Here is a 24,467-nt window from a genome sequence, read left to right as displayed (position 1 = left end):
GGCCATTCAACTACTGCCGAATCTCGGCCTCCACCAACAAGGCGAGCAACGCAAGCGACTCCTGCCACCCGAGATAGCACGCTTCGGCGGGAAGGACTTCCGGAATGCCTTCCTGCACGACATGGAGCTCCGTTCCGAAGATCACAGCCCTTAGCGACACGGTCGTCTGCATGGTCCCCGGCAAGTTCGGATCGTCGAACTGCGCTGTATACCGAAGTCGCTCATGCGGCACGAGCTCGAGATACTCGCCGCCGAAAGAATGGCTATCGCCCGTCGTGAAGTTCGTGAACGACATCCTGTAGCGCCCCCCCACCTTCGCATCGAGCTCATGAACCTTGCCGGTGAACCCATTCGGCGGAAGCCACTTGGACATTGCATTGGCGTCGAGGAATGCGCGATAGATGCGTTCGGGCGTGGCGCGAATGACTCGATGCAGACGGACGGTCTGTGTAGACATGATCGACTCCCGGAGTGAACGGAGGATGAGTCTCCGATCCTACGCGACGATCGAGGCTGGGAGAAATCGACAGCGCGCATGCGTGCTAGCATGCCCTCTCGTCGCGCCTACAGAACCTGCAGAATAGGACAACTCGAGTGAACGCATCATTGACCACCGACGCGCCGCTGATCGTACGGCCCATCGAGGAACGCGATTTCGACCGTTGGCTCCCCCTATGGGACGGCTATAACCGTTTCTATGGCCGTTTCGGTGATACGGCCTTGCCGCGGGAGATCACGGACCTGACGTGGTCGCGGTTCTTCGAGGGCTATGAGCCCATGCACGCGTTCGTCGCGCAGCGCGGCGAGGCCCTCGTCGGCCTCGTGCATTTTCTTTATCACCGCAGTACGACGCTCGCCGGCCCCATCTGCTATCTGCAGGATCTCTTCACGCTCGAGAGCGAGCGCGGCAAGGGCGTCGGCCGCGCGTTGATCGAAGCGGTCTACGCCGAAGCGCGTGCCGCGCGCGCCGAACGCGTCTACTGGCACACGCACGAAAGCAACCACACCGCAATGCGCCTCTACGATTCCGTAGCGGACAAACCGGGTTTCGTGATGTATCGACGATCGCTCTGAAAACCAGCGAGCGGCCCGGCCGACTTCGAAGTTCTTCTGAACCCGTTCACGCTTCAGTGCTTGAGGCCAAAGCACGCCTGCACCGCCTCTTCCGGCGTCAGACCGAACCGGAAGTACTGATGCATACGGGTCAGCACCTCAGCCTCGGGCTGATAGGGTTCCTCGACGTAGTTGGCCGAAAGCGCTTCTTCGTACCAAGCCTGCGTCCATTCGACGAGCTTGTTCATTTCGTCGAGCGCGAGATATTCCGATGTCGCGAACATGGCAACCTCCAATCGTTTCAAATGCCGCCGCCGGCCTCCGGGGCCGCTGCTGCCGTATCCGGAACGGCGCCGACTGTTGCTACATGAAACCAGTCTAAAAGGCGACATCTCACGAATAAATACGCGGCATCTGAAATCACTGCTATGCGCGCGTGAACAATCCGCGTCGCTCAGGCCGCGCCCAACCCCGGTACCGCCACACCGAGCGTCTGCAACACGAGCACGACGTTGAGCACGACGATCAACGCGGTCGCCCCCACGGCGGCAAGCCGCACCGTGCCTGTATTGGCGAAAGGCCCCATGATGTCGCGCCGATTCGTCAATACGAGGAGGGCGATCATCGGAACCGGCAGCGCGAGGCTGAGCACGATCTGGCTGTAGACGAGTGCTTCGGTAGCATTGGCGCCGAGCGCGACGACGATGATGGCCGGCACCATCGTGACGAGGCGGCGCAGGCCGACAGGAATCCGGAAGCCGACAAAGCCCTGCATGATCATCTGCCCGGCCATCGTCCCGACGACGGAGCTGGACACGCCCGACGCGATCAACGCAATAAGGAACACGGCAGCCGCGCCGGCGCCGAAGAGGGGCACGAGGCTGTGATAGGCGGTCTCGATCTGCGCCACGTCGGCGTGCCCGTCGTGAAACGCGCCCGACGCCATGACGATCATCGCCATATTGACGAGCCCGGCGACCGAAAGCGCGATGACCACTTCCCAATTCGAAAAGCGCAAAAGCTTGAGGCGACTGGTATTGTTGCGCGCCGGCGCGCGGTTCTGCGTGAGTCCGGAATGCAGGTAGATGGCATGCGGCATGACGGTCGCGCCGAGCATCGCCACGGCGACCGACAACGCCCCGGCGCCCTGCAATTGCGGCACGGTGGCGCCGTGCACGGCTTGTTGCCAGTCCACATCGACGATCGAAAGCTCGATCACGTACGAGAGCGCAACGGCGGCAATCAACCCGCCGATGATGAGTTCCATCGGCCGAAATCCGCGCTTTTCGGCCGCGAGGATGCCATACGTGACGATCCCCGTCACGATCATGCCGGCCCACAACGGCAAATGGAACAGCAGCGAGAGGCCGATCGCGCCGCCGAGAAATTCGGCGAGGTCGGTGGCCATTGCGGCAATTTCGCTGACGCCCCACATTGCGTAGACGACGGGCCGAGAAAAGTGCTCGCGGCTCATTTCGGCGAGATTGCGGCCCGTGACGATACCGAGCTTGGCCGAGAGCGCCTGAAACAGCATCGCGATGACGTTGGCCACGGCGACGACCCAGAGCAGCGAATAGCCGTACTGCGATCCGGCCTGGATGTTGGCGGCGAAGTTGCCCGGATCCATGTAGGCGATGGAGGCGACGACGGCGGGGCCGGCGAAGAGCAGCGCCGAGCGCAGGCTCGTGCCGCGCGGGGCGAGCGCGGCGCCGATTGCCTGCGTCGTTCTTTCCGTCATTCCCAGCTGTAATTGTGCTGTCGTCATCGCACACCTCGTCGTCGCGCTTTCGTTGCTTCAACCCTGTTACGACGAATGGTGCCGTGCGCCGCGCAAAAAGAACAATTGAACGTTCGCATCGCGGCGATAACGATGGGTGCCTATCGATGCGATAGCGCACCTAGATGCGGGGCAAGAACGAGGGAACGGTATTCAAGCGGCGTTCATCGCGCGCCGAAAGCCGAGCGGGGAGGCGCCCACGGCCGCGCGAAACCGGTGGCCGAGATGGCTGGTATTCGCATAGCCACATTCGGCCGCAACCCGATCGAGCGCAAGCGTCGTCGAGCGCAGCAGCGCCCGGGCGCGTTCGATGCGTTGCTCGGCGATCCACGCATGCGGCGGCATGCCGAACGATGAGCGAAACATGCGCGAGAAGTGAAATTCCGACAGGCAGGCCACGTCGGCGAGTTCCCCGAGCGTGACCGAGCGCGACAGGTGAGCGTCGATGTATTCGCGTACGCGGCGGCGCGTCGCCGGGGCGAGCCCGCCCGTGACGGGTGCGTCTTCGCGGCGCACGGCCTGGCCGCGCAGCAAGAGGCTCAGGATCTCGTGCGCGGCTTCGTTGGCGCGCAGCCGATCGTCGGGGTCGTCCCACGGCGCGACGGCGAGCGATTGACAGAGCGCCGCCAGCCGCGCGTCCTCGAAGTAAGTCCGATCGGCGAGCGTGAGCTCGCGCGGTTCGCGGTCCAGCTCGCGGATGGCCCGGCGCGTGAAATGCTCGGGCAGGAAGTAGAGATGCACGAAATGCATGTGCCCGCGTACCCACCAGCGCGATTCGTGATCGCTCGGCAGCGCGCAAAGCCGCTGCGGCGCGCCATACCGTCCCGGCAGCTTTTGTCGCTCGGTCCGATGACCGCCGTCGAGGTAACACGAGAGCGTATGGTGGCCTGGATTGTCGTAAGCCGTTTCCGCTTCGACGATGTCGCGCCGCCAGACAGCTGCCGCGAGCCGATCGCCGAGCCAGGCGAAACGCTCGAGCGTCGCGTTGGCCTCGGCGAGCGTGCGGCCGATCGAGTGCATCCCGAACGGCGGCTCGTCCACGCGCGCACCGGCCGCGACGGCGGCGTCGGGCGCGGCGCACGCCGAAGGTGCGCCGGCGCGATCGGCGGTAGTCAGGAACAGGCTCGCATCCACGGCAAAAATGCAATTAGTGACGATCAATCGAGGAGTTCCGAGTATAGCGAGCCACCGCGTTCGGCGCCTTTCTGTCCCGAAAAAACCGCAAGGCTGGACAACGCCGGGACCAGCCGGCGATGCATAGTCGGACTCGATTTCGCCGTCGGTCCGCCCGAACGCGCGTTTGCGTGCGGCTGGCGAGCTTCCGGCCAAAAGACAAATCGGACTCGAACATGAATCTCTTGCTTTATTTCGCCACCGTATTGATCTGGGGCACGACCTGGATCGCGATCAAATGGCAGACCGGCGTCGTCGCGCCCCCGGTCTCGATCGCCTTTCGCTTCTGGCTCGCGGCGCTCGTCATGCTGGCGCTCGTGCGTCTCATGCGCCGCCCGCTGTTGCCGCCGCGCAAGGCCTGGCCGCTGCTTTTCTCGCAGGGTCTCGCGCTCTTTTGCGTGAATTTTCTCTGCTTCTACTACGCCGAGCAGATCGTCCCGAGCGGGCTCGTGGCCGTCGTTTTCTCGACGGCCCCGCTCTTCAATGCGATCAACGGGCGCATCTTTATGGGCCGTACGCTGCAGCCAAGCGCGATCGTCGGCGCCGTGCTCGGTCTGATCGGCATCCTGTGTCTTTTTGCGCCCCAGGTGGTCGGGCATGCGAACGATCATGCGATGTGGGTGGGGCTCGTGATTACGCTCGTCGGCACGATGTCGTTTTCGGCCGGCAATCTCCTTTCGAGCCGCATGCAGGCGATGGGGCTGCACCCGACCGTGACGAACGGCTGGGCGATGCTGATCGGCGCCGCGATCCTGACGGCCGGCAGCTTCGCGGCGGGTCTCTCTTTCGAGCCCGAATCGACGGCCCGCTACCTCGGCGCGCTCGTCTATCTGGCCATACCGGGCTCGGTCATCGGCTTTACGACCTACCTGACGCTCGTCGGACGCATCGGTCCGGAGCGGGCCGCCTACTGCACGGTGCTGTTTCCGTTCGTCGCGCTCGCCGTCTCGACGGTGTTCGAAGGCTACCGCTGGTCTCCTTCAGCCGTCGTCGGTCTCCTGCTCGTCGTGACGGGTAACCTCATTGCCTTCAACGTGCTGCGGCGCTTGCCGTTCGTGCGCAAGCGCGAGCGCACCGCCCGTGTGTGAGCGCGCCGGGAAGCGCTGACGCGACAAAGACCGGCGCGGCGCCGATCAACGCTCGTTCGTCGCTCCTTCGTCGCTCGCCGCCCGCGCCGCACACTGAGCGATCGTCCTACCTTTGGGCATTCTCTGTTACATCGCTGCTCGACTTGGCTAGCGTAGCGGCCTCTCACTCGCTACGCTAGCGGCGCCCAGTTCGAGGCGCCATAAGGACTTCGCGCCGATGAACCGAAAACGCTCGTGGTCGCGCAGGCTGGCCGCATGGCGCAAGCGCCTGCGCCGGTCCGCCGAAAACGCATCGCTCCCCGGCCTCTACGATCGCACGCTGCTGTTCGGCGGCGGTGCCGTACTGACGCTTTCGATCCTCGCGGCCGCCATCGCCGGCATCGCGCATCGTTATACGCGCTGCATCGACGACTGGCGTGCCGGCTTCCTCGCGCAGCGCGACTTCGTCAACGCGTCGGTCGAGCGCAATCAGGCGCGCTTGCGGCATACGGTCGAAACCTACGAGGCGCTCAGCGCCGTGCACGAGCGCGATGTCGTGCCTGTCGACCGCTATTCGCGGCTGCTCGCGCAAAACGGCGGCATCGTCGTCACGGGGCAGGACCTCGGTGCGGCGCCGTTCACGATCGTTTCGACGCTGACGGCGCCCGATGATCGCGAGCGTCTCGCCGGCCTGCTGCGGCTCGTGCGCGAAATTTCGCCGCGCTCGCTGTTGAGGCGGCACGAAGCGGCCGACGACATCGGCGGCTTTCTCTATACCGAGGATCGGCGCTTTCTGGCGGCCTGGCCGCCGCTGCGCAACGAGAGGCTCATGGGCGGCGCGCACGCGGAGGGAACCGAGGCGCCCACGCCCGCGCCAGGGCGCAACGAAAACGCGAGCGTGGCCGCGCGGCCCGCCTCGGACGGCATCCAGGCCCTCATCGACCGCTATGTCGCCCACGTCGACGCGGAGCTCGGCAATCACGCGGACGCCTTGCTGCGCCGCGATCGGGTGTTCTGGGTCACGCTCCACGACTCGGACATGTACGGTGCCCTCGTCAAGCACTACGCGGCGCCGATCTATCGCGGCGACGAGCGCCTGGCCGTGCTCGCCGTGACGCTGCCGGCCAGACAGATCCCCCGGCTCTTCCAGCCGGCGGTGCACGATCCCGATTTCTTCATGGTGTCGCGCGATCGCCGCCATCTGATCGGCATCGACGAGTCGAGTCCGCGCGGCGAGCGCTGGATGCGCGCATTGGCTGCGAAACCGTCTGTCTTCGAGGTCGCCGACGAGCGCGTACGGCTCGTACGTCGCGGCGGCGATTTCTTCATCATCCAGCGTATTGCCGGGCCCGAATGGATCGCGGTGTCGGCCTTCGATTGGCGCATGATCGCGGCCAATCTCAAGGGGCCGATCGGTTGGACCGTCGCGCTGACTTCGGTCGTGCTCGCGGTGCAGTGGGCGTTCGTTCTGCTGATCGACCGGTTTGTGCTCGCGCCGCTCCGCCTGCGCGCGCAAAGCGTCTTCGAAAGCGAGGCGTTCAGCCGCACGGTGCTCGCCACCGCACCTGTCGGCCTTACCGTATTCGATCCCGCGACAAGCCGCATCGTCTTGCAGAACGACATTGCGCGCGCATTGCTGTCAGCATCGACCGACGAGGCTGGCTTCTACGCGCGGCTACTCGAGCCCCGTCCGCGCAGGCGCCGCCGCGCACGCCGAGGGCGCCGACGCGCCACGCGAGCGGCATCCGGCAGCGGGTCCCGCGGTGCGCGTCACAACGGGCTCGTCGATGCGTCCAGGGGGGCGCGCTCGACGCCCACCGGCGCTATTCGGAGCGCTGAGGTGTCCGTAACAGGGGCCGATGGCACGCGCCGCGAACTCGCCGTGGCATTTGCCCGGGCGCGCTATCGCCTGCAGGAGGTCGTGCTTTGCAGCCTCACGGACATCAGCCGCCAGAAGGAAACCGTCCGGCTGCTGCGCCGTGCGCGGCAGGCCGCCGACGAGGCGAGTCGCGCCAAGTCGATGCTCGTCGCCACGATCAGCCATGAGCTGCGCACGCCGCTTTATGGCGCGCTCGGCAATCTCGAGCTGCTGTCGATGGAGGCGCTGACGCCTTCGCAGGCCGCGCGCGTCGGCTCAGTCAGGCGCGCGTTCGATTCCTTGCTTTCGCTCGTCGACGATGTGCTCGATCTGTCGAAGGCCGAGGCGCGCGAGCTGCGCTTGCACCTCGAGCCGTTTCGGCTCGACGAAGTCGTCGAGCGTTGCGCGCAGACGCTCGCGCCGGCGATCACCGGCAAGGGGCTGCGCTTTCTCTGCCTCATCGATCCGTCGATCGGCGGCAGTTGGAACGGCGATGGGTTGCGCATCGCGCAGATCGTGACGAATCTGCTCGGCAACGCCTGCAAGTTCACGCAAAGCGGCTCTATTACGCTGCGCGCGACGGTGGCGCAAGCGGCGGGCGGCGACGAGATGGTCGTGCTGTCCGTCGCCGATTCGGGCATCGGCATTCCGGCAAGTCAGCTCGCGCGCATCTTCGAGCCGTTCGTGCAGGCCGACGGTTCGATCGGGCGCCGCTTCGGCGGCACCGGTCTTGGGTTGTCGCTGAGCCGGCGTCTCGTCGATCTGATGGGTGGCCGCATCGACGTGAAAAGCGTGGAGGGGCGCGGCGCCGTCTTCGCGGTTCGTCTGCCGCTGTCACGCGATCCGACTGCGAAGACCTGCGCGGCCGCACCGATCGATGAGACGCTGGAGTTCGATGCGATCGCCGTCGCTTGCGACGACGCCGCCTGGCGGGCCACGCTCGTCGCCCGGTTGCGTCACCGGTTCGGTGGCGTAGCCCGGATCGAAGAAGCACGCCCCGATGCGCCTCTCGCGGCGACGGACGTGCGTACCCTCATCGTGCTCGGCTCTCATGACGACGACATTCCGCCGGCCTGGCGCGCGGCGCTTACAGCGTATGTCGACGTCGTCGTCGTTTCCGAGCGCGGCCCGCTTTATCCGCAACGTCGCGCGGGCGCGCTGCACATCACTTCGCTTTGCTGGGCGAAGCTCGAGCTGGCCGTCGTCGCTTGCGGGAGCGACGGGGCGGTGCCCGGCCCAGACAGGAGCCGCGATACCCATTCGCCGCCAAGCTGTGAACATCCCGGCGCGCGGATCCTCGTCGTCGACGACGATCCCGTCAGCCGCGCGCTGCTCGCCGACCAGCTCGACGCGCTCGGCTATCGCCAGGTCGCCGTCGCAGCCGACGGGCAGCAGGCGCTTGCCGCCTGCCAGCGGCACGCTTGCGACGTCGTCGTGGCCGATCTCTGCATGCCTCTCATGGGTGGCCGCGAACTGCTCGCGGCTTTGCGCAAAGAAGGGATGACGATGCCCGTGATCGCGCATACCGCCGCGCCGAACGCGGCCGCCGACGCGAGGCGCAGCGGTTTCGCCGCGCTTCTCATGAAGCCGCTCTCGCTCGAGCGGCTGCAGGAGGCGCTCGACATCGTGCTCGCGTCGTCGCAGCCGCCGTTGCGCGTGCCGCCCTCATCGGTGCCGCCCTCGACGCCCGGCTTTCCATCGATGAATTTGCTCGTCGCGCCGCAGGCGGGTGCCCCCAGATCGCGCGCCGCAATGCTGCACGCGGTGTTTGCCGCATCCTGGCCCGAGGACGATGAGCGCTTGTGCGCCGCCGCAAAACGTGGCGACACCGAGTCGTTCTTACAAGCATTGCACCGAGTGAACGGCGCGCTGCTCGCGCTCGGCGAGCGCGAGGCGAGCCGGCGCTGCAGCGCGTTGCGGGACCGGGTTTGCGCGAAGGGAATCGCTGGTAGCGCGCAGGCGCTCGCAGCGTTTCGGCGCGGTGTCGCACGGATTGCGGAATCAGGCACTGCGATGATGGCTGACGATGGAGAGGCGACTCACGAGTGACGGGCGAGCGGCCGGCGATGCGTGCCATGCCGCGCCATGCCCCGGCGCTTCCTGGGCACCGAACTTGCAGCGCTGGGCGGACCGGCACCAGGCGGTTCGTCCGCGCGCCGGAGTCTTCTTGCGGCTCGAAGTCGCCGGCATTCAATGGTCCCTGGTGCAACGGCTTTCGGAGGATCGACGATGAGTACGCCCAGAGAGGAATTACACGCCACCATCGATGCCCTCGTGCAGGAGGGCAAAGGGCTGCTCGCAGCCGACGAGAGCGGCCCCACGATCGCGAAGCGGTTCAAGACGGTCGGCATCGAGTCGACGGAAGAGAACCGCCGTCAGTGGCGCAGCCTGCTGCTCGGTGCGCCGGGGCTCGGCGAGTTCGTGAGTGGCGTGATCCTATACGAGGAAACGCTCGGGCAAAAGGCCGACGACGGCGAACTGCTGCCGCGTCTGGCTGAGCGCCAGGGCATCGTGCCGGGCATCAAGGTCGACAAAGGCAAGATCCCGCTCGTCAATGCGGCCGGCGACGAAATCACGCAAGGGCTAGACGGGCTCGCCGAGCGACTCGCGCGTTACAAGGAGCAGGGCGCGCGCTTTGCGAAGTGGCGCGCGGTCTACAACGTGTCGGACACGTTGCCGAGCCGGTTGGCGATCGAGACGAATGCGCAATCGCTGGCCTGCTACGCGGCGATTTGCCAGGAGGCGGGCGTCGTGCCGATCGTCGAGCCGGAGGTGCTGATCGATGGCGATCACTCGATCGAGCGCTGCGCCGAAGTTACCGAAGCGGTCTTGCACGAGGTGTTTCATGCGCTGCACCGCCATGGCGTCGCGCTCGAGTTGATGTTGCTGAAGCCGAGCATGGTGCTGCCGGGCAAGGAACACGCGAAGCAGGCGAGTATCGACGAAGTCGCATCGAGCACGGTGACGGTGCTCGGCCGTACGGTGCCGCCCGTCGTGGCCGGCGTTTTCTTCCTGTCCGGCGGCCAGACGCCTGAGCAGGCGACCGCGCATCTCGATGCGATCAATCGCACGGGGCGGCGCCCGTGGCCGCTCAGCTTCTCTTATGCGAGGGCGCTGCAGGAGCCGCCGTTGAAAGCGTGGCGCGGCCAGTCCGCGAACGTCGGGGAAGCGCGTCAGGCGCTGCTCAAGCGCGCACGGCTCAACGGAGCCGCGGCACGCGGATCTTACGACGCCGCGGACGAGAAGAAGGGCTGAACCGGACCTGGCGTTGGGAGCTGGACCGCTGCCGCACGATGGCGATCATCGAGCGGCAGCGGCCGGCGTGTGCAGTTGCTCTGGTCAATGCACCGCGAGTTGCACGACCTTGAAGACGACGAGCCCGACGGCGATCACCAGATATCCGCGCAACGCGGCCATCCATACGCGCGTCGAAAGCGTCAGCTTCGGCGGCGGCAATTCGTCGATCGGCGGCATACGCCATGAATCGCGCTCTGCGTGGGCGTCGTCAGTCCCGCGTGCCGGCTTATGTTCCCCGCCGAGGACTGGCCTCGCGACCCGGCGCTGCGCGATGAGCGTCCCCAGGTACCCGACGACGAAGAGGACGATCCCGCCGGTGAGGATCTCAACGATCGTGGCGCCGGTGATGTCGGGGAAGACCGTCGCGGCCGTCAGGATGATCGAGAGCACGACGAGGACCGCGATCACACTGCCCGTGAACGCGTTGAGCCGCTTCGAGTTGACCCATGGGCCGAGCACCGCCTTGTCGTTGCAAAGCAGCAAAAGGAACACCGTCGCGCTCGGCAGCAGCACGCCGGCGAGCGTTTGCACGGCTTCGGTCAAGAGGCCGAGCGGGGTGCCCGGCAGCAGGACGAGCGTGGCGGCAAGCGCGATGATCGCGAAGTAGACGAGATAGAACCCCTTCGCGTCGGACACGCCTCGATGCAGCGAATGACGGATCGCGAACACGTCGCCGATCGCGTAGGCCGTCGCAAGCGAAACCGCGGCGGCACCGATGATCGATGCGTCGAGCAGCGCCACGGCGAAGATCGTTGCCGACGTCTTGCCGACATATTGGTGCAGCCCCGCGATCACGCCGCCGGCGTCGGTGAAGTTGCCGGACTCGGGGCGGCCGGAAAAGAGCGCGGCCGTGAACGCCATCATCGCGACAGCGCCGACGATCACGAAGACGATCCCGATCCAGAGGTCCGCCTTTTCGTACTTCATGAAGCGCGGGGTGATGCGCTTGTCGATCACGTAGCTCTGCTGGAAGAACAATTGCCACGGGGCAATCGTCGTGCCGACGATGCCGATCACGAGCAGCATGACGTCCGAGAGCTTCGCACGATGCGGCCAGCCCGGCACGGCGAAGTCGTGCGCGATGACGCCGACGGGCGGATGGATCGATACGAGCACGGGCACGAGCAGCAGGCTCAGCACACAGAGCACGATGGCAAAGCGCTCGAATCGACGGAAGTCGCCGGTGCTGACAGCGGCCATCGTCAGCACGGCGGCCGCGCAGACGCCGAGGATCTTCGGCACGCCGAGAAATTGCAGCGCGAACGTGATGCCGATGAATTCGGTGACGATCGTGAGCGCATTGAGCAGGAACAGGTCGATGACGCTGAAGGCGCCCCAAAACCTGCCGAAGCGCTGGAAGATGAGACGCGCGTGGCCCACGCCCGTGACGGCGCCGAGCCGCAGCACCATCTCCTGGTTCACGTAAAGCACCGGAATCAGGAGGGCGAGCGTCCAGAGCAACGTCGTGCCGTAGTTCTGGCCCGCTTGCGTGTAAGTGCCGAACGCGCCGGCGTCGTTGTCGCCGACCATGACGATGAGGCCCGGGCCGAGGATGGCGAGCAGCGTGCGCAGGCGCGCCATCCACGTGCGGCGCGGCGCCACGTCGTGATGGGCGATGGTGCCGAACGCACCCCTGATGTCGCCGATGTGCGCGTCGTCGAGCACGGCGCTACGTGCTCGGGCCAGGTTCGTGATGTTTGCAGGTGTGGACATTTCGCTTCTTCCGCTGATGATGCCGGTTATTGGAGCGACGACTCGGTCCGCCGGGCGTTTGCGCATCCGCGCAGCGACGGATCGTGTTCGACGATTCGCTTTTCGCCCGCGCTACGCGCGGACATGTTCAACCACGCGCGGCCAGTACGGCCGGCCGCGCGAACGAATGGCGCACGAACCCGCCAGGCCCGTGCGCACCGAACCATCGAAAACGGACGTGCGAGCGGAAACGGCCATACCGGCCATACGCACGCGTTCCGTCCCGATGGCGGAACGGCCATTCGAAGCGATGCGCGAGTGATGTCAGAGAAAGAAGACTACGAAGCGCACCGTCTGCCTGCTGGCTAGACGGCGGCGAAGAGGGGAATCAGCGCGGACGTCCTGCCGGTCAGGCAGAAAAACTGTTCGAAGGTCGACTACTGCAACCGTCCAAGGGATACACCCCACTTGTTGAGATATTGAAATTGTAGTTTCCCGGTGAAACGACGGTCAACCGTTAATTTCGGAGTCCTGTGCGTTTTCAGCCACTACGGTCGCGAGCGAGCGTTGGATAGGAGTGCGAACCATTTCGAAAGCGGGCCGGGTCGCATTGAACTGCTTTCGGACTACTGGGCGTTCCGGTCGCGGGCGAGCGAATCGACGAGCGCGCGCATACGGCTCCAGTGCGAGCCTTCCCAGAAGATGCGCTTGCAGACGTCGCAGGTGACGAACCGCGTTTGCCGTTCGAAGACGCCATCCGGTACGCGCCCGAGCGCCTCGGACCGCTCGAGCGAGCGCAGCGGCACGTTGCAGGTCAGACAAAGGCGGAACGGCCTGAGGCTTCGGATCAAGTCGAGTCTGCCGACGATTTCGCGCAATTGTTCCTGCGGCTTCAACGCGCGCACATAACAGCCGTGCGTGATCGTACGGCGCTTGAGCAGCTCGCGATCGCGCGAGAGCACGATGCGTCCCTCGGCGGCGGCGAGCGCCTCGATTTCTTCATCGGCGTAATGATTGTCGTAGAGCGTATCGAAGCCGGCGAGGCGCAGCAGATGGGCGAGGCCGCCGAGATGGGCGTCGGCCACGAAGCGAATGACGCGCAGCGGCGCCGGCCGCACGCGCAGCATGGGCGTGATGTCGAGCGCCTCGAACTTCGGATAGACGGCGACGCGATCGCCTTCTTCGAGCACGCGATCGAACCCGACCGATTCGCCGTTGACGAGAATGAGCTCGACTTCGGTATGCGGCACGCCGAGTGCTTCGATCATGTGTTTGGTGGTGGCCGCCCGCGCGCAGACGCAGCTGATCTCACGCCGACGCAGCGGCGGGGCCAGAAAGTCGTTCAGCTCTTCGTAAAAGCGAAAAGTCGCGGTCACGGGCGGCATGAATACCAGTATCGCATAGCGGGCATGACCCCGAGGTTTGCCGAGTCGGCTGCAAGCGCCGGACGTTCGTGCTGTACTAGGCGCCTTTCGGCAAGAGCCGTTCGTCAGAAGGAGCGATAGATGGACATCGGATTTATCGGCCTCGGCAGCATGGGCCGGAGCATCGCGGAAAACATCCTGAAAGCCGGCCACGGCGTGCGCGTCTGGAACCGCTCGCGCGAACGGGCGCAACCGCTTGAGGCGCTCGGCGCGAAGCTCGTCGATACTCCGGCCGATGCGTTTTGCGGGGACGCCGCGTTCTCGATGCTGGCCGACGATGCGGCCGTGCGCGAGGTCTTCGCAACGGGCCTGCTAGATAAGGCGCCGCGCGATTTCGTGCATGTGAACATGGCGACGGTCTCGGTCGCGTTCGCCGAAGCGTTCGCGCGCGAGCACGAGGCGCGCGGGATTCACTATGTGGCCGCGCCGGTAATGGGGCGCCCGGACGTCGCCGCGGCCGGCAAGCTCACGATCATCGCCGCCGGCGCGAACGCCGCGATCGATCGCGTGCAGCCCGTCCTCGATGCGATTGGTCAGAAAACCTGGCGGATCGGCGCGACGCCGCAGCATGCGAACGTCGTGAAGCTCGCCGCCAACTTCGCGCTGGCATCGGCCGTCGAAACACTCGGCGAGGCTTCGGCGCTGCTCGCCGGGCACGGTGTCGCGATGACGGATTTCCTCGACGTCATCACGAATAGCGTATTCCCTGGCCCCGTCTATTCAGGCTATGGCAAGCTCATTGCCGAGGATCGCTACGAGCCCGCGCAGTTCAAGGCGCGGCTCGGTTTGAAGGATGTGCGGCTGGCGCTCGCCGCCGCCGAGGCTTGCTCGACGCCGCTGCCCATCGGCAGTGTCGTGCGCGACAGCCTGCTCGACGCGATCGCGCATGGCGACGGCGAGAAGGATTTCGCCGTGCTCGGCAAAGTGGCGGCCCGGCGCGCGGGGCGATAGGCGGTCATTACGAACCGTCGAACCGTCGAGCCTTCGAGCTTGTCCCGCCGCGGCCATCATCGCTGGCGGTTGCCGGCAGCGACGGTTCGCCAACCATCCTAATCGCTGGCCCCCCGAGCCAATCCGAGCGCGAGCGCGGTGCCGGCGAATGCCAACGCGACGACGGTGACGCCTGTCCAGTCTGCCCACGCCCAACCCAAGCCGCCGAGCGACGCGCCGAGTGCGCCGCCGACGAAAAAGATGCCGACGAAAAGACCGTTGAGCCGGCCGCGAGCGGCGGGATTCATCAAGTTGATCGCGCGCCGCCCCAGCGTCTGATCGGTGACGACGCCCGCATCGAGCGTCGCCGCGCTCGCGACGAGCAACGCGAGCGCCCATCCGCGATGCGCGGTTACAGAAAAGCCGAACCATCCGGCGCCCGCGATGCCGCTCGCGATCACGGCCACGACCATGCTCAGGTGGCCAATCGTGAGTGCCGCCCTGCCGTGACCGAGATCGCCGGCGCGGCCGGCGAGCGGCGTGGCGACGACGCCAGCGGCGCCGGCGAGCGCGAAGATGCCGATCTGGTAGAAGTCGAGTCCGAACGGCGCTTGCGCGAGCTTCAGGCCGATCGCCGTCCAAAAGGCGCTGAACGAACCCATCGCCAACGCGGCGGACAACGCGCGGCGCTGCAAGGTCCGCTCGTGCCGCAGCAGCGTCCATAGCGACCCAAGCAACTGGGGATATTGTGTGGCGACCTCCGGTGTCCGTTTCGGCAGCTGTGTCGCGAGGACGAACGCGATTACGACGTCCGCCGCGGCCGCGATGCCGTAGAACGCGCGCCATCCCACCGACCCCGCCACGACGCTCGCGAGCGGCCGCGAGAGCAGTATCCCGAGCATCAGGCCGCTCATCACGTTGCCGACGGCGCGGCCGCGATGGCTCTCGGATGCCATCGACGCCGCCATCGGCACGAGCATCTGAATGACGCTCGAGGTGGCGCCGGCGAAGAAGATCGCCGCGAGAAAGAGCGCCCCGGAGCGCGTCAGCAAGGCGACCCCGAGCCACGCGGCCGCGGCCGCGAGCGTGCGCACGATGAGCCTGCGGTTTTCGACGAGATCGGCGAGCGGCACGAGCAGCACGAGCCCGAACGCATAGCCCAGCTGCGGCAGCATGGCGACAGCGCCGGTGAGGCTCGCGGGCAGCGCGAGCGAGCGGGCGATCGGGCCCGTGAGCGGCTGTGCGGCGAACAGATTGATGACAATGATTCCGGTTGCCGCGGCAAAGAGCAGCGTGAGCGCGGTCGTGAGCGTCTGGGGTGCTTCGACCTCGATGCTGTCCGTCACCGTGGCGGGGCAAGTGTCGGCGGGCCGGTTCATAGCGACTGGGTCCACGAACGAGTGAAGGAGCGTTCATCGTAAGTGCCCGGCTTATATGCGACAATTGAAAGATATCGATACTGATTATGCGTAACTGTTGTGAACACTCGTGACCTTCAGGCGTTCGTGGCGGTCGTCGATAGCGGCTCGATGGTGCGCGCGGCGACGCGGCTGCATCTGACGCAGCCTGGCCTTACGCGTCGCGTGCAGAACCTCGAAGCGATGCTCGGCGTGCCTTTGCTCGACCGTCAGAGCAAGCCGCTGAAGCCCACGAGCGCGGGCAGGGAGGTATACGCGCTCGCGCGCGCGGTGCTGCGCTCCGTCGACGATCTGCTCGCCGTTGCGGCGCCAGGCAGCGAGCCGACCGGCGAACTGAGAATCGGCGTGCCGCCGTTCTTGTCCGAGCTCGCGCTCGAGGCGCCTGTCGACCGGCTGCGCGCGGCGTTTCCGCGCTTGACGCTGCGCGTGATGGCCGCGTGGTCGCCGGCGTTGCTCGAGCGCCTGACGCGCGCGGAGGTCGACGCGGCGGTCGTCCTGATGCCGGCGTCCTTCGAGATGCCGGACTCGATCACGTCGACGTTGCTGGCTGTGCACCCGACGCTCGTCGTAGCTTCGCGTGCGTTCGAGTTGCCGCGCCCGCCACGCGGCAAGGAGGCGGCTTCGCTGACGCTCGAGCAACTCGCACGCTACCCCTGGGTGCTCAACCAGGACGGTTGCGGAATGCGTTCCGTGTTGAACCGCGCGTTGCAAGCGGCCGGACTTCGATTCGAAGTCGCCGTCGAAGCGTTCGGGTCGGACTTGCAGCTCTCGCTCGTCGCGCGCGGCCTCGGCCTCGGCGTCGTCACGCCGCACGTGCTCGCGCGCAGCCCGTATCGAGACGCGTTACGGCCGATCGATGTCCCGGGCTTCGACGGGCGCCTCAATGTCTGGCTCGTGCACGGAGCCTTGCCTGGCCGGCTCGTGCGGCCGATCGAGCTGTTGCGCGACGCGCTGACCGAGCTGCTGGACGACGAGCGCTCGTAGTGCGCCGCCGCCGCGCCGTGCACGCAGCTTGCTCGCCTTACAACGTAGACAGGTGGGCGGTCCACGATCGCCGTTCGGGCCGCGCCGTCGAGTGAATGCCGTTTATGCCAACGGGAAGCGCGATGCAGAAAAATTTTGCCAATCTGTGAGAAAAGGCTCTATTTTTAGCAGGGCGCTCACGATCGAATGCGCTTTTGGACTGTCAAAGACGTTTAGGACTCCGGAGCGATCGATTGGGCAAGGGCGGTAGTCGACAGGAATGCGAGGTGAGCTTGACTTCCTCTGACGCAAGTCAAGGACGGGCCATGACGAACACGATGAAATCGAACTCACCGGATACCGGTCGCGTCGCGGTGGCGACGCCGGGCCTCCATGCGAGCCAACAACCTGATCTCGGCACCGCGAAGACCGAAGCGATGCAGCACAAGTGCGTCCTGATCGTGGACCGCGACGCCGAGACGCTCGCGGGCCTGACGTTCCTGCTCGAATCGATGGGCTACGGCGTCGTCGCGACCTGCGACAATCGCGAGGCCCTCGAAATCGCGCAACGGCGGCTGCCCGACGCGGCGTTGATCGACGTCGGCGCACCGCAGCTCGAAGGGCTAAGCGTGGCGCACGCCTTGCGCGAAATCGCCGGCAAGCGTCCTCTCTTGCTGATCGCGCTGACGGGATGGGGCCAGCCGCAATATCGCGAAATGGCGCTCGAGGCAGGGTACGACGTCCATTGGGTCAAGCCGATCGGCGCGGATCAGGTGAATTTTCTGCTGTCGATGACGCTCGTGTGACTGTTGTCGAAAAGCAACGAATCGCGTCCGAATTGGACAGGTTGTTGCAACGCACCAAGGTCTTTGGTAAAGTAGGAACTGTCTCCTCCATGTCTCCTCTGATATGGATTCAGCCCGCCAACAGGCGGGCTTTTTTTTGCCTGTCGCGCGCATCCAGTGCAGAAACCGCCGATTGACAGACTGACCGCGCTGATGGTCCGCGACGGCCGTTTGCCCGATCGAGCTGGGCCGGAAGGCCTCTTCGCCGTTCCTCAGGCGGCCGAAGGAGGTTCCCTCGACGCGGCGAAACCTTGTTACATCTGCTTGAAAAGGCCTGCGCAAGCACGGCTGACCGGCAGAATGTCTCCGCTTCCGCGCAAATGGATGCGCTGGCGACCAAGTAGATCGCGTTCGATGTGGTCGATCGCCGCATAGGCGACGATCACACCGCGATGCACTTGTGCGAAGCGCTCTGTGTCCAGTCGCTGCAGCATCTCCTTAAGCGGAGTGCGGATCACGTGCCGCTCGCTCGCCGTCACGACTTCCGTATATTTGTCCGCAGCCTGAAAATACAGCACCTCGTCCACCGAGATGAGCCGGGTCTTGTCCCGGAGGCCCACAGTTATCCAGCGAATTGGCGCTGCATCTCGCTGCTCGCCCGCATTTACCAATAGCGCGGTGTCAGTCGGCGCGTGGCCACCGCGCTGCAGCTTTACGATACAGCGGAGCAGGCGATCATCGGTCACCGGTTTCAGCAAATAGTCGATCGCCGACTGGTCGAATGCCTGAACTGCATACTCGTCATAGGACGTCACGAACACGACGTGCACGTGCGGTACGAGGCCGGCGATTTTCAGACCGTCGATACCGGGCATCCTGATGTCCAGGAACGCGAAATCGGGGCGCTTCGCATTCAGCTCGGCGAGCGCGTCGACGCCGTTGCGCGGCATTCCGACGATCTCGAGCTCGGGCCAGAGTGTGCTGAGACGTGCGGCAAGCTCCGCGGATAGGTTGGGTTCGTCGTCTGCGATCAAGGCGGTCGGCATATCAGGCGATCGGAATATGCAAGGTTGCGGTCACGCCCCGCATGGCGTCGGCATTCGCGGCGACCGACACGCGGCCGCGCTCGCCATAAAGCCTTATCATTCGGGCACGAACATTCGCGAGTCCGACGCCACCGTGCAACTTCGTGCCGCGGTTGCCGAGCCCCACACCGGTATCGGTCACGCTCAGGACGAGCAGGTCGCCGTCGCGGCTGCCGCGAATGAGCACTTCACCGCCGTCGACCGACGGCTCGATGCCGTGCAGCAGTGCATTCTCGACGAGGGGCTGTAGCAGGAGTGGCGATAGCGGCAATGCCCTCAGCGCAGCCGGCACGTCGACCGCATAGCGCAGGCGTTCCTCGCCGAGCCGGATCGTCGCGATGCTCAGCAGCGCCTCAACGAGTTCCAGTTCTTCGTCCAACGTGGCCGTAGCCTTGCGCGTGCGGCCCAGGCTCGCGCGGAGATAGCGGTTCAGGCTGTCGAGCATTGTCGTGGCGCGGGTCGGATCGCGTTCTATGAGGCTTTGCACGTTCGCGAGCGTGTTGAACAGGAAATGCGGCTCGATCTGAGCCTGCAGCAGCGCGAGGCGCGCAGCCGTTTCGGCCTGGCGCGCCTCGGCGGCCTCTCGTCGCTGCGTCTCGAGCGAGGTACGCATGCGCGCGGCCTGAACGAACACCGACACGAACGCGGACGCCGCACCCGCGACAATGAACGACGAACCGTAGGCCAGCCAAACCTTCACGCCTGCGTGTCCGATGAGATGCGGAACGGGCCCGATCGTGGATGCCGCGACCTCGAAACCGATGAATACGCTGGCTGGTGCGACGATCAGGATCTTGGGTACCAGCGCCAGCTTGCCGCGTACGAGTCTGTCTGCGGCGACGCTCAGCAGTGACGCGCTGAAACCGATGCCGTTCGCGACGACGAGATATGGCAGCAACGCCTCGTTGCGGCGCGTGGTCCAGAAGATGAGCCCGACCACGGAGTTGAAGCAGAACAGATACAGGAGGGATCGGCCTCGATGCTCGCGGCTGGCATGGGGCGCGGAGGACAGGACAGAGAAGTGCGGCGCGCGGCGGGCCCGATCGCTATAGTCGCTGACATAACCGCTGCTTGCGGCGCTCAGGAACAGGTACGTCATGCCCCATCTCCCGACCTACGTCTACGTGTTGTTCGGCTTGCTCGTTTATATCGGCGTAAAGCGCTGCTTCGCGCGCGAAGTCCGGCCGGTGCGTCCGATCCTGTTTCCGGTCTTGTTCGTCGGTCTCGGCATGTCCAGCCTCGACCACCTGTTGCCACGGGCGGGTGCCGAAGCCTTCGCTGCGGCTCTCGCGATGCTCGCGGTCGGCACGGCGGGCGGCTGGTTCCACGCGCGCCGCTGGCGCCTGCAGTTCAGGACCGGGCGGGAAGGCATGTTCGTGCGCCTGCCGGGCGACGCGAGCCTGCTCATTACGTTACTCCTAACGTTCGTCGCCGAAACGTTCATTCACTACGCGATCGCCACATCGCGGCCGTGGGCGGCCACCAGCGCCTTCGCGGTCCTGTCGTTCGCGGTCTGGGGCGGCCTCGTCGGCATGCCGCTGGGACGCGCGATCAACGTGGTGACGCGCTGCGTCCGTCATGCGAACGGTGCATCGGTGGCAGGCGGCGCGTCCACGTTCGAACGCGCTGAATAAGGCACGATTGCCCGCGAGGGCGGACGTTGCCCTCCGTCGCGATCCTGGCGAGCCGAATGGCGCGCCGTCCGCTTCCGCGTGATCGCGGCCCGCCCACCATAACGCCGTGTTCCGCAACTGACGCCGTACATCCGCCCCCTGCTTCAAAACTTATAAGACAAGGCGAGGAAGGTAATCAGCGGGTCCGCCGTGAGCTTCCCTTTAGTCACGCCGAGCACCGTCCCATCCGCGGCCTTGACGATGACCGACGACGTCGTCTTGAGCGGGATATAGGTCAAGTTCGCCGTCAGCCCCCAGTGCTTCGTGAGGCTGTATGCGGCTCCCACATTGAAGACCGGGGCCCACGAAGGCGACGCCTTGGCCTCGACGCTCGTCGGTCCCGGCTTGTTCGCGCCGGCTGCGAGCACGGCGCCGAGATTGTTTTGAGTCGAGGTGACGAAGTTCGGGTTGAGCTGAATGTCGGAGTACCAGTTGTACGACACACCGATACCCAGATATGGCCTGAAGCGCGCCGTCGCGGATCCGAAGTAGTAGTGCAGCAAGACGGCCGGGCTCCATTGCCGCACGCTCTTCACGATCGGCTCGTTCGACGGATCGTCGAGATTGACGGTGCCGAGCGCCGCCGCGGGTCCCGGCGGCACGATCTTGCCGCGTCCATACATCTTGAACGTCGGCGGCACGCCCGCCACCGTCGTGAGGGCGATATGGTCCGTGAAGAAGTGGCTGATCACGAGCCCGGCCGTGTCGGCGTTCGTCGTCGATAAACCCGTACCCGGCGAATTGAACGAACTCGGCAGCCGCAGCGGCGTATCGATCGGCTGCGGTGCGACGCCGGTCGTGAGCGTCGTGCTCGAATCCTGGGGCATGACATGGAACCAGCCGAGCGAGATCACGTTCGCGCCGGCCGCCTGCCCGTGTGCGACGCCGGATAGGGACAAAGCGAGTGAGGCGGTTGCCGCGATTTGAATGCGTTTCATTTTTTCTATCTCCCTTAGCTGCGTTTTCCCGCAGCGTTCTTATCGGTCTTGCGTCCCGCGCCGTCCGGCTCGCAGCGAGCCGCGCGACGGCGCGGTAGCGCACGCGGGGCAAGCTCGCTTCGCTACTGCACCGGCTGCTGCACGAACGCGTTGATCAGGAAGTACGGCGACGACGCATTCGATTGATCGAGATAGCCGAACACGCCGCCCGTAAAGATGAATTTCCCGGTCGGCGTACTCGAGGACGCACTCGCCGGCCACGACGTGACGACTCCGGGCACACTCTCGGCGAAGCTGAGATCCAGCGCCGTCGCGAGCGAGGCCTGCGAAGGCTGATACGGGTCGAGCATCGTCGCCTGCGTTCCTTCGAGCGCCGTCGCGCGGTAATTGAATTGGCTATCGACGCCGATGTATTGACCGTTTTGCGAGTTCACCGAGACGTTCGCTTGCGGCGCGAGGATCGAGATGCCCGACTCGTCATCGGCGACGAGCGTGTTCGGATTCGCATACCCGTTGCGGATCAGGATCGGCACGAGCTGATTGTTGAGCTTGCCGACGATGAGATAGCCCGTGCCCTGCGGCTGCGCGGCGAGCGTCGGCTTCGCCTGCCCCTGGAAGTGATCCGTCTCGAACGTGCCGCTGCCGTCCGTGGCGGGTTTCCAGTTATCGCCGGGTTGCAGGCATTTGCCGGCGTTGACGCCCGTGTTGTCGCATTCAGTCCATGTGCCGTCGGCATTGATCTTGATCGTGGCGTCGACGGCTACCGGCTTGAAGTTCTGCGACGGCACCTGGTGATAGCCGAGCTGATTGTAGGTGCCGGCCACATCGGCGAAGTTCGAGTCGAGCGTCGAAAATCCGATGAACGGGTAGAACGGAAACTTGGTGTCGGGCACCGCGCCCACGCCGGCCATGCCGTTGTATTGGATCTCCTTGCCCGGAATCGTGCCGCCGAGTACACCAAAGCCGACGAAGATGCGCGACGGCCGGCTCGCATCGAGGCTTACGTTGTTGCCGCTGCTATCGGCGAGGTAGTACGCGCATTGGTTCTGCTTGTCGGTCGGCAGCTTCGTTTCCTGCACGAGCTTGCCGCCTTGCGTGGTGCCGGCGCGCGTCGGCGTGACCGTGCCCGTCGTTTGAGGAACGGCTGACTCGACATAGGTGACCTGCCACGTCATATTGGTCGTGTCGATTTGCATCTTGACGAGCTCGCCGTCGCCGCCGCCACCCGTGAAGACGGTGCTGTAATCGAGCGAAGCGGGGCAAAGCCTTTGCACCACGGGCGGCGGTGGATCGCCGCCGCTGGCGGCACTACCGCCGCAGCCCGCAAGAATCACAAGCGACGCCGCTAGCGCCGGCGTCATAAGGCCGTTCAGGATTGCCCGAATCATCATGTTTCTCCCTTCGCTCGTTTATCGTTATCGGGCGGCCTCCTCCCTGTCGGTCCGCCCTTTTGATTTATTTCGTACTGCTAACTTCTCCTCCCTTCATTGCCTGACGAATTCCTGACGACTTCAACTCGCCGAAAGTCTTCTCTTCCTAACGTGGACCGGCAAACGCACCGATGCCGAAATAAGGCGCGGAGCTCGTCGTTTGCCCGACGATCGCCGAGGATGGCGTAATGCCTCCGTTCTCGGTGCCTTGCAGCAAGATCGCGTAGAGCCCCCCTATCGTCGAGGTCGGCGAAAAACCTGTCGCGATCGCGTAGCCGGAATTGCCTTGATCGTCCTGAACCGAGAGCAGACCGTGGTTCGACGACGGGTAGGTCAGCGTGAACCTGCTCTCGATCGTGTTCGTCGGTGGATCGACGAACTTGCCCGATGCGCCTTGGATGATCGTCGCGGTGTACTTGAAGTTCGAATCTGCGCCGGCGTAGCCGCCATCGATCGCGCCGGATGCGATCGGGCTTGCGGCGGCGAGCATCGCGATGCCCGATTCGTCGTCGACGGCGAGCGAGAGCAGGTTCGAGTTCGCGTAACCGGTTCGCACGACGATCGGCACGATCGAGCCGTTGAATTGCCCGAGCACCATGTTCGCGTGCGCGCCGCTGCCGAGCGTTGTGCCACCGACGATCGCGGGCGGGTTGCTGCTCGTGAAATAATTGCCCGAGCTGCTCGCGGTCCATGCGCTGCCCGTCGTCTTGCAGTTGCCCGATGTCGAGGTGCAATTGCCGCTCGCATCGAACGTTTCAGTATCGTTCGTACCGACCGCCGCGTAGTTATCCGACGGTTGCTGGTGATAAAGGAGTGCGTTATAGGTGCCTTGCAGATCCGCCAGACGAGTGTCGACTTGCGCAAAGCCGATGAACGGATAGAAATCGAACTTTCTGTCAGGGACGGCGAAGAGCCCGGCCACGCCTGAGAACTGAACCTCCGCGCCCGGAATGCCGCCGCCCGCCACACCGCCTTCGCCGATGAAGATCGTCGGCGGGTTGCTCGAATTGAAGGTTGCGGAAGTCGAGTAGGAGGATCCGCCTGATGTGGTGCCTGTGCCCGGCTCCAGAATGAACGCACAGCGGTTTTGCTCGGCCGTCGGCAAGTTCGTCGTGTGCTGGACGGCGCCCGTTATTGTGATGCCGGCACGCGTCGGCATGACCGTTCCCGCTTGCAGCGGAATCGGTGATTCGAGCCACTTGATCGTGTAAGTCATCGCCGTGGCGTCGATCCGCAGGCTCACGATCTCGCCGCTACCCGCGCCGCCGAGATAGGTGTTGCTGGAAATGGCAGCCGCCGTCGGGCACAGCGATGCAGTCGGCGCCGACGTCGGCGCGCCTTGCGTGCCGCACGCGGCCCCCGAGCATTGCGAGGCGCTTGCCGCGGGCGCGCCGTCGCCGCCTCCGCCTCCGCCTCCGCAGGCGGACCATAATGGGGCGCTCGCAACCGCCAATAGCAAGCCCCATGACATGACACGTGAGGACATGCCTTCGTCTCCCTGATCTGATCTCGTTATGCGGCGTAATTTCGCCGTGCATTTCTGCGCTGTCAATTGAAAGAGGTGTCTAAATTTCCGAATTCAAACAGGGATGCATGTTGAAAATGCACATTGCATCGAGCGATCGAGGGCAAATTGAAACGCAAACCGCGTTTCAATCGGAAGTGCGACAAGATGTAACAGAACGCATTGACGGGTTGCCGCGCGCGGCAAGGAGGAGGGTAGGCAGACGAGGGTCGCCAGACGATGCAGCGCAGATAGAACGATCGAAGATTCGGCGTCCTTAAGCGGAAAGTAATTCCGGCCGAGTGACGACATTCGCTAAAGGCGCTGGCTGATCTTTCCGATTGTGATCACTATCTCGCCGGTGCCAGTTGAAATCCCAATATCTGAGGTTTTGCCTCAC

At 65.0% G+C, this 24,467-nt stretch carries 20 protein-coding genes; 8 read left to right on the top strand and 12 right to left on the bottom strand.

The annotated features are described in order from the left end of the window. Positions 1 to 10: 10 nt before the first annotated feature. Entirely contained in the window at positions 11 to 457 is a 447-nt protein-coding gene (locus AB4Y31_RS08115) for an SRPBCC family protein (protein ID WP_368673514.1), read from the bottom strand. A gap of 137 nt (positions 458 to 594) precedes the next feature. On the opposite strand from AB4Y31_RS08115, the gene AB4Y31_RS08110 reads away from it, so the two are divergent. After that, the gene (locus AB4Y31_RS08110) at positions 595 to 1,074 is read left to right on the top strand and encodes an N-acetyltransferase family protein (RefSeq protein WP_368673513.1); all 480 of its coding nucleotides are present in this window, start codon (positions 595 to 597) and stop codon (positions 1,072 to 1,074) included. 53 nt (positions 1,075 to 1,127) lie between these two features. Here the strand turns inward: AB4Y31_RS08110 and AB4Y31_RS08105 are convergent, their stop codons facing one another. The 3 genes from AB4Y31_RS08105 to AB4Y31_RS08095 all read right to left on the bottom strand — a co-directional run bounded on the left by AB4Y31_RS08105 (position 1,128) and on the right by AB4Y31_RS08095 (position 3,850). Next, positions 1,128 to 1,337 carry a hypothetical protein gene (locus AB4Y31_RS08105; RefSeq protein ID WP_368673512.1) on the bottom strand — a complete coding sequence of 70 codons (210 nt, stop codon included), beginning with the start codon at positions 1,335 to 1,337 and terminating at the stop codon, positions 1,128 to 1,130. 170 nt (positions 1,338 to 1,507) lie between these two features. Beyond that, complete coding sequence (locus AB4Y31_RS08100) at positions 1,508 to 2,818, bottom strand: Nramp family divalent metal transporter (protein WP_368673511.1); 1,311 nt, start codon at positions 2,816 to 2,818, stop codon at positions 1,508 to 1,510. 165 nt (positions 2,819 to 2,983) lie between these two features. Next, complete coding sequence (locus AB4Y31_RS08095) at positions 2,984 to 3,850, bottom strand: helix-turn-helix domain-containing protein (RefSeq protein ID WP_368674451.1); 867 nt, start codon at positions 3,848 to 3,850, stop codon at positions 2,984 to 2,986. A 329-nt stretch (positions 3,851 to 4,179) separates the two neighbouring features. Between AB4Y31_RS08095 and AB4Y31_RS08090 the strand changes: the two genes are divergently transcribed. The 3 genes from AB4Y31_RS08090 to AB4Y31_RS08080 all read left to right on the top strand — a co-directional run bounded on the left by AB4Y31_RS08090 (position 4,180) and on the right by AB4Y31_RS08080 (position 10,183). Beyond that, complete coding sequence (locus AB4Y31_RS08090; protein ID WP_368673510.1) at positions 4,180 to 5,091, top strand: DMT family transporter; 912 nt, start codon at positions 4,180 to 4,182, stop codon at positions 5,089 to 5,091. Positions 5,092 to 5,308: 217 nt separating this feature from the next. Continuing rightward, positions 5,309 to 8,977 (top strand): ATP-binding protein, encoded by a 3,669-nt coding sequence (locus AB4Y31_RS08085; protein ID WP_368673509.1) that lies wholly within the window; start codon positions 5,309 to 5,311, stop codon positions 8,975 to 8,977. 180 nt (positions 8,978 to 9,157) lie between these two features. After that, the gene (locus AB4Y31_RS08080; RefSeq protein WP_368673508.1) at positions 9,158 to 10,183 is read left to right on the top strand and encodes a class I fructose-bisphosphate aldolase; all 1,026 of its coding nucleotides are present in this window, start codon (positions 9,158 to 9,160) and stop codon (positions 10,181 to 10,183) included. Between the two features lie 84 nt (positions 10,184 to 10,267). Here AB4Y31_RS08080 and AB4Y31_RS08075 read toward each other — a convergent pair whose 3' ends face one another. Together AB4Y31_RS08075 and AB4Y31_RS08070 are read right to left on the bottom strand one after the other, a co-directional pair. Further along, positions 10,268 to 11,938, bottom strand: coding sequence for an NRAMP family divalent metal transporter (locus AB4Y31_RS08075; RefSeq protein WP_368673507.1), 1,671 nt, complete (start codon positions 11,936 to 11,938; stop codon positions 10,268 to 10,270). 605 nt (positions 11,939 to 12,543) lie between these two features. After that, positions 12,544 to 13,302: a Mut7-C RNAse domain-containing protein gene (locus tag AB4Y31_RS08070; protein ID WP_018441728.1), complete on the bottom strand. Its 759-nt coding sequence runs from the start codon at positions 13,300 to 13,302 to the stop codon at positions 12,544 to 12,546. A gap of 120 nt (positions 13,303 to 13,422) precedes the next feature. On the opposite strand from AB4Y31_RS08070, the gene AB4Y31_RS08065 reads away from it, so the two are divergent. After that, positions 13,423 to 14,292 carry an NAD(P)-dependent oxidoreductase gene (locus AB4Y31_RS08065; protein ID WP_368673506.1) on the top strand — a complete coding sequence of 290 codons (870 nt, stop codon included), beginning with the start codon at positions 13,423 to 13,425 and terminating at the stop codon, positions 14,290 to 14,292. A 98-nt stretch (positions 14,293 to 14,390) separates the two neighbouring features. Here AB4Y31_RS08065 and AB4Y31_RS08060 read toward each other — a convergent pair whose 3' ends face one another. Then, the gene (locus tag AB4Y31_RS08060; RefSeq protein WP_368673505.1) at positions 14,391 to 15,650 is read right to left on the bottom strand and encodes an MFS transporter; all 1,260 of its coding nucleotides are present in this window, start codon (positions 15,648 to 15,650) and stop codon (positions 14,391 to 14,393) included. A 99-nt stretch (positions 15,651 to 15,749) separates the two neighbouring features. Here AB4Y31_RS08060 and AB4Y31_RS08055 point away from each other — a divergent pair, with 99 nt between their 5' ends. Together AB4Y31_RS08055 and AB4Y31_RS08050 are read left to right on the top strand one after the other, a co-directional pair. Beyond that, on the top strand, positions 15,750 to 16,673 hold the full coding sequence (locus AB4Y31_RS08055; RefSeq protein ID WP_368673504.1) for a LysR family transcriptional regulator: 924 nt from the start codon (positions 15,750 to 15,752) through the stop codon (positions 16,671 to 16,673). 305 nt (positions 16,674 to 16,978) lie between these two features. Then, positions 16,979 to 17,458 carry a response regulator gene (locus AB4Y31_RS08050; protein WP_018441724.1) on the top strand — a complete coding sequence of 160 codons (480 nt, stop codon included), beginning with the start codon at positions 16,979 to 16,981 and terminating at the stop codon, positions 17,456 to 17,458. 293 nt (positions 17,459 to 17,751) lie between these two features. Here AB4Y31_RS08050 and AB4Y31_RS08045 read toward each other — a convergent pair whose 3' ends face one another. Together AB4Y31_RS08045 and AB4Y31_RS08040 are read right to left on the bottom strand one after the other, a co-directional pair. Next, a complete protein-coding gene (locus tag AB4Y31_RS08045) occupies positions 17,752 to 18,483 on the bottom strand; it encodes a LytR/AlgR family response regulator transcription factor (RefSeq protein WP_368673503.1) in 732 nt (243 codons plus the stop codon). Position 18,484: 1 nt separating this feature from the next. Next, positions 18,485 to 19,486 carry a sensor histidine kinase gene (locus AB4Y31_RS08040; RefSeq protein ID WP_368674450.1) on the bottom strand — a complete coding sequence of 334 codons (1,002 nt, stop codon included), beginning with the start codon at positions 19,484 to 19,486 and terminating at the stop codon, positions 18,485 to 18,487. A 133-nt stretch (positions 19,487 to 19,619) separates the two neighbouring features. Between AB4Y31_RS08040 and AB4Y31_RS08035 the strand changes: the two genes are divergently transcribed. Beyond that, the gene (locus tag AB4Y31_RS08035; protein WP_368673502.1) at positions 19,620 to 20,156 is read left to right on the top strand and encodes a hypothetical protein; all 537 of its coding nucleotides are present in this window, start codon (positions 19,620 to 19,622) and stop codon (positions 20,154 to 20,156) included. Positions 20,157 to 20,299: 143 nt separating this feature from the next. Here AB4Y31_RS08035 and AB4Y31_RS08030 read toward each other — a convergent pair whose 3' ends face one another. From AB4Y31_RS08030 to AB4Y31_RS08020, 3 genes are all read right to left on the bottom strand, one after another. Then, a complete protein-coding gene (locus AB4Y31_RS08030; protein WP_368673501.1) occupies positions 20,300 to 21,133 on the bottom strand; it encodes an OmpW family protein in 834 nt (277 codons plus the stop codon). A gap of 122 nt (positions 21,134 to 21,255) precedes the next feature. Continuing rightward, positions 21,256 to 22,524: a DUF2957 domain-containing protein gene (locus AB4Y31_RS08025; protein WP_368673500.1), complete on the bottom strand. Its 1,269-nt coding sequence runs from the start codon at positions 22,522 to 22,524 to the stop codon at positions 21,256 to 21,258. 145 nt (positions 22,525 to 22,669) lie between these two features. Then, positions 22,670 to 24,049: a DUF2957 domain-containing protein gene (locus AB4Y31_RS08020; RefSeq protein WP_368673499.1), complete on the bottom strand. Its 1,380-nt coding sequence runs from the start codon at positions 24,047 to 24,049 to the stop codon at positions 22,670 to 22,672. Positions 24,050 to 24,467: the final 418 nt, after the last annotated feature.

This window comes from Trinickia sp. EG282A, from assembly GCF_040965455.1.
Classification (GTDB): Bacteria; Pseudomonadota; Gammaproteobacteria; order Burkholderiales; family Burkholderiaceae; genus Trinickia; species Trinickia symbiotica.
Note: the sequence above shows the minus strand (reverse complement) of the source record. Positions and strands in the feature narration are given on the sequence as shown.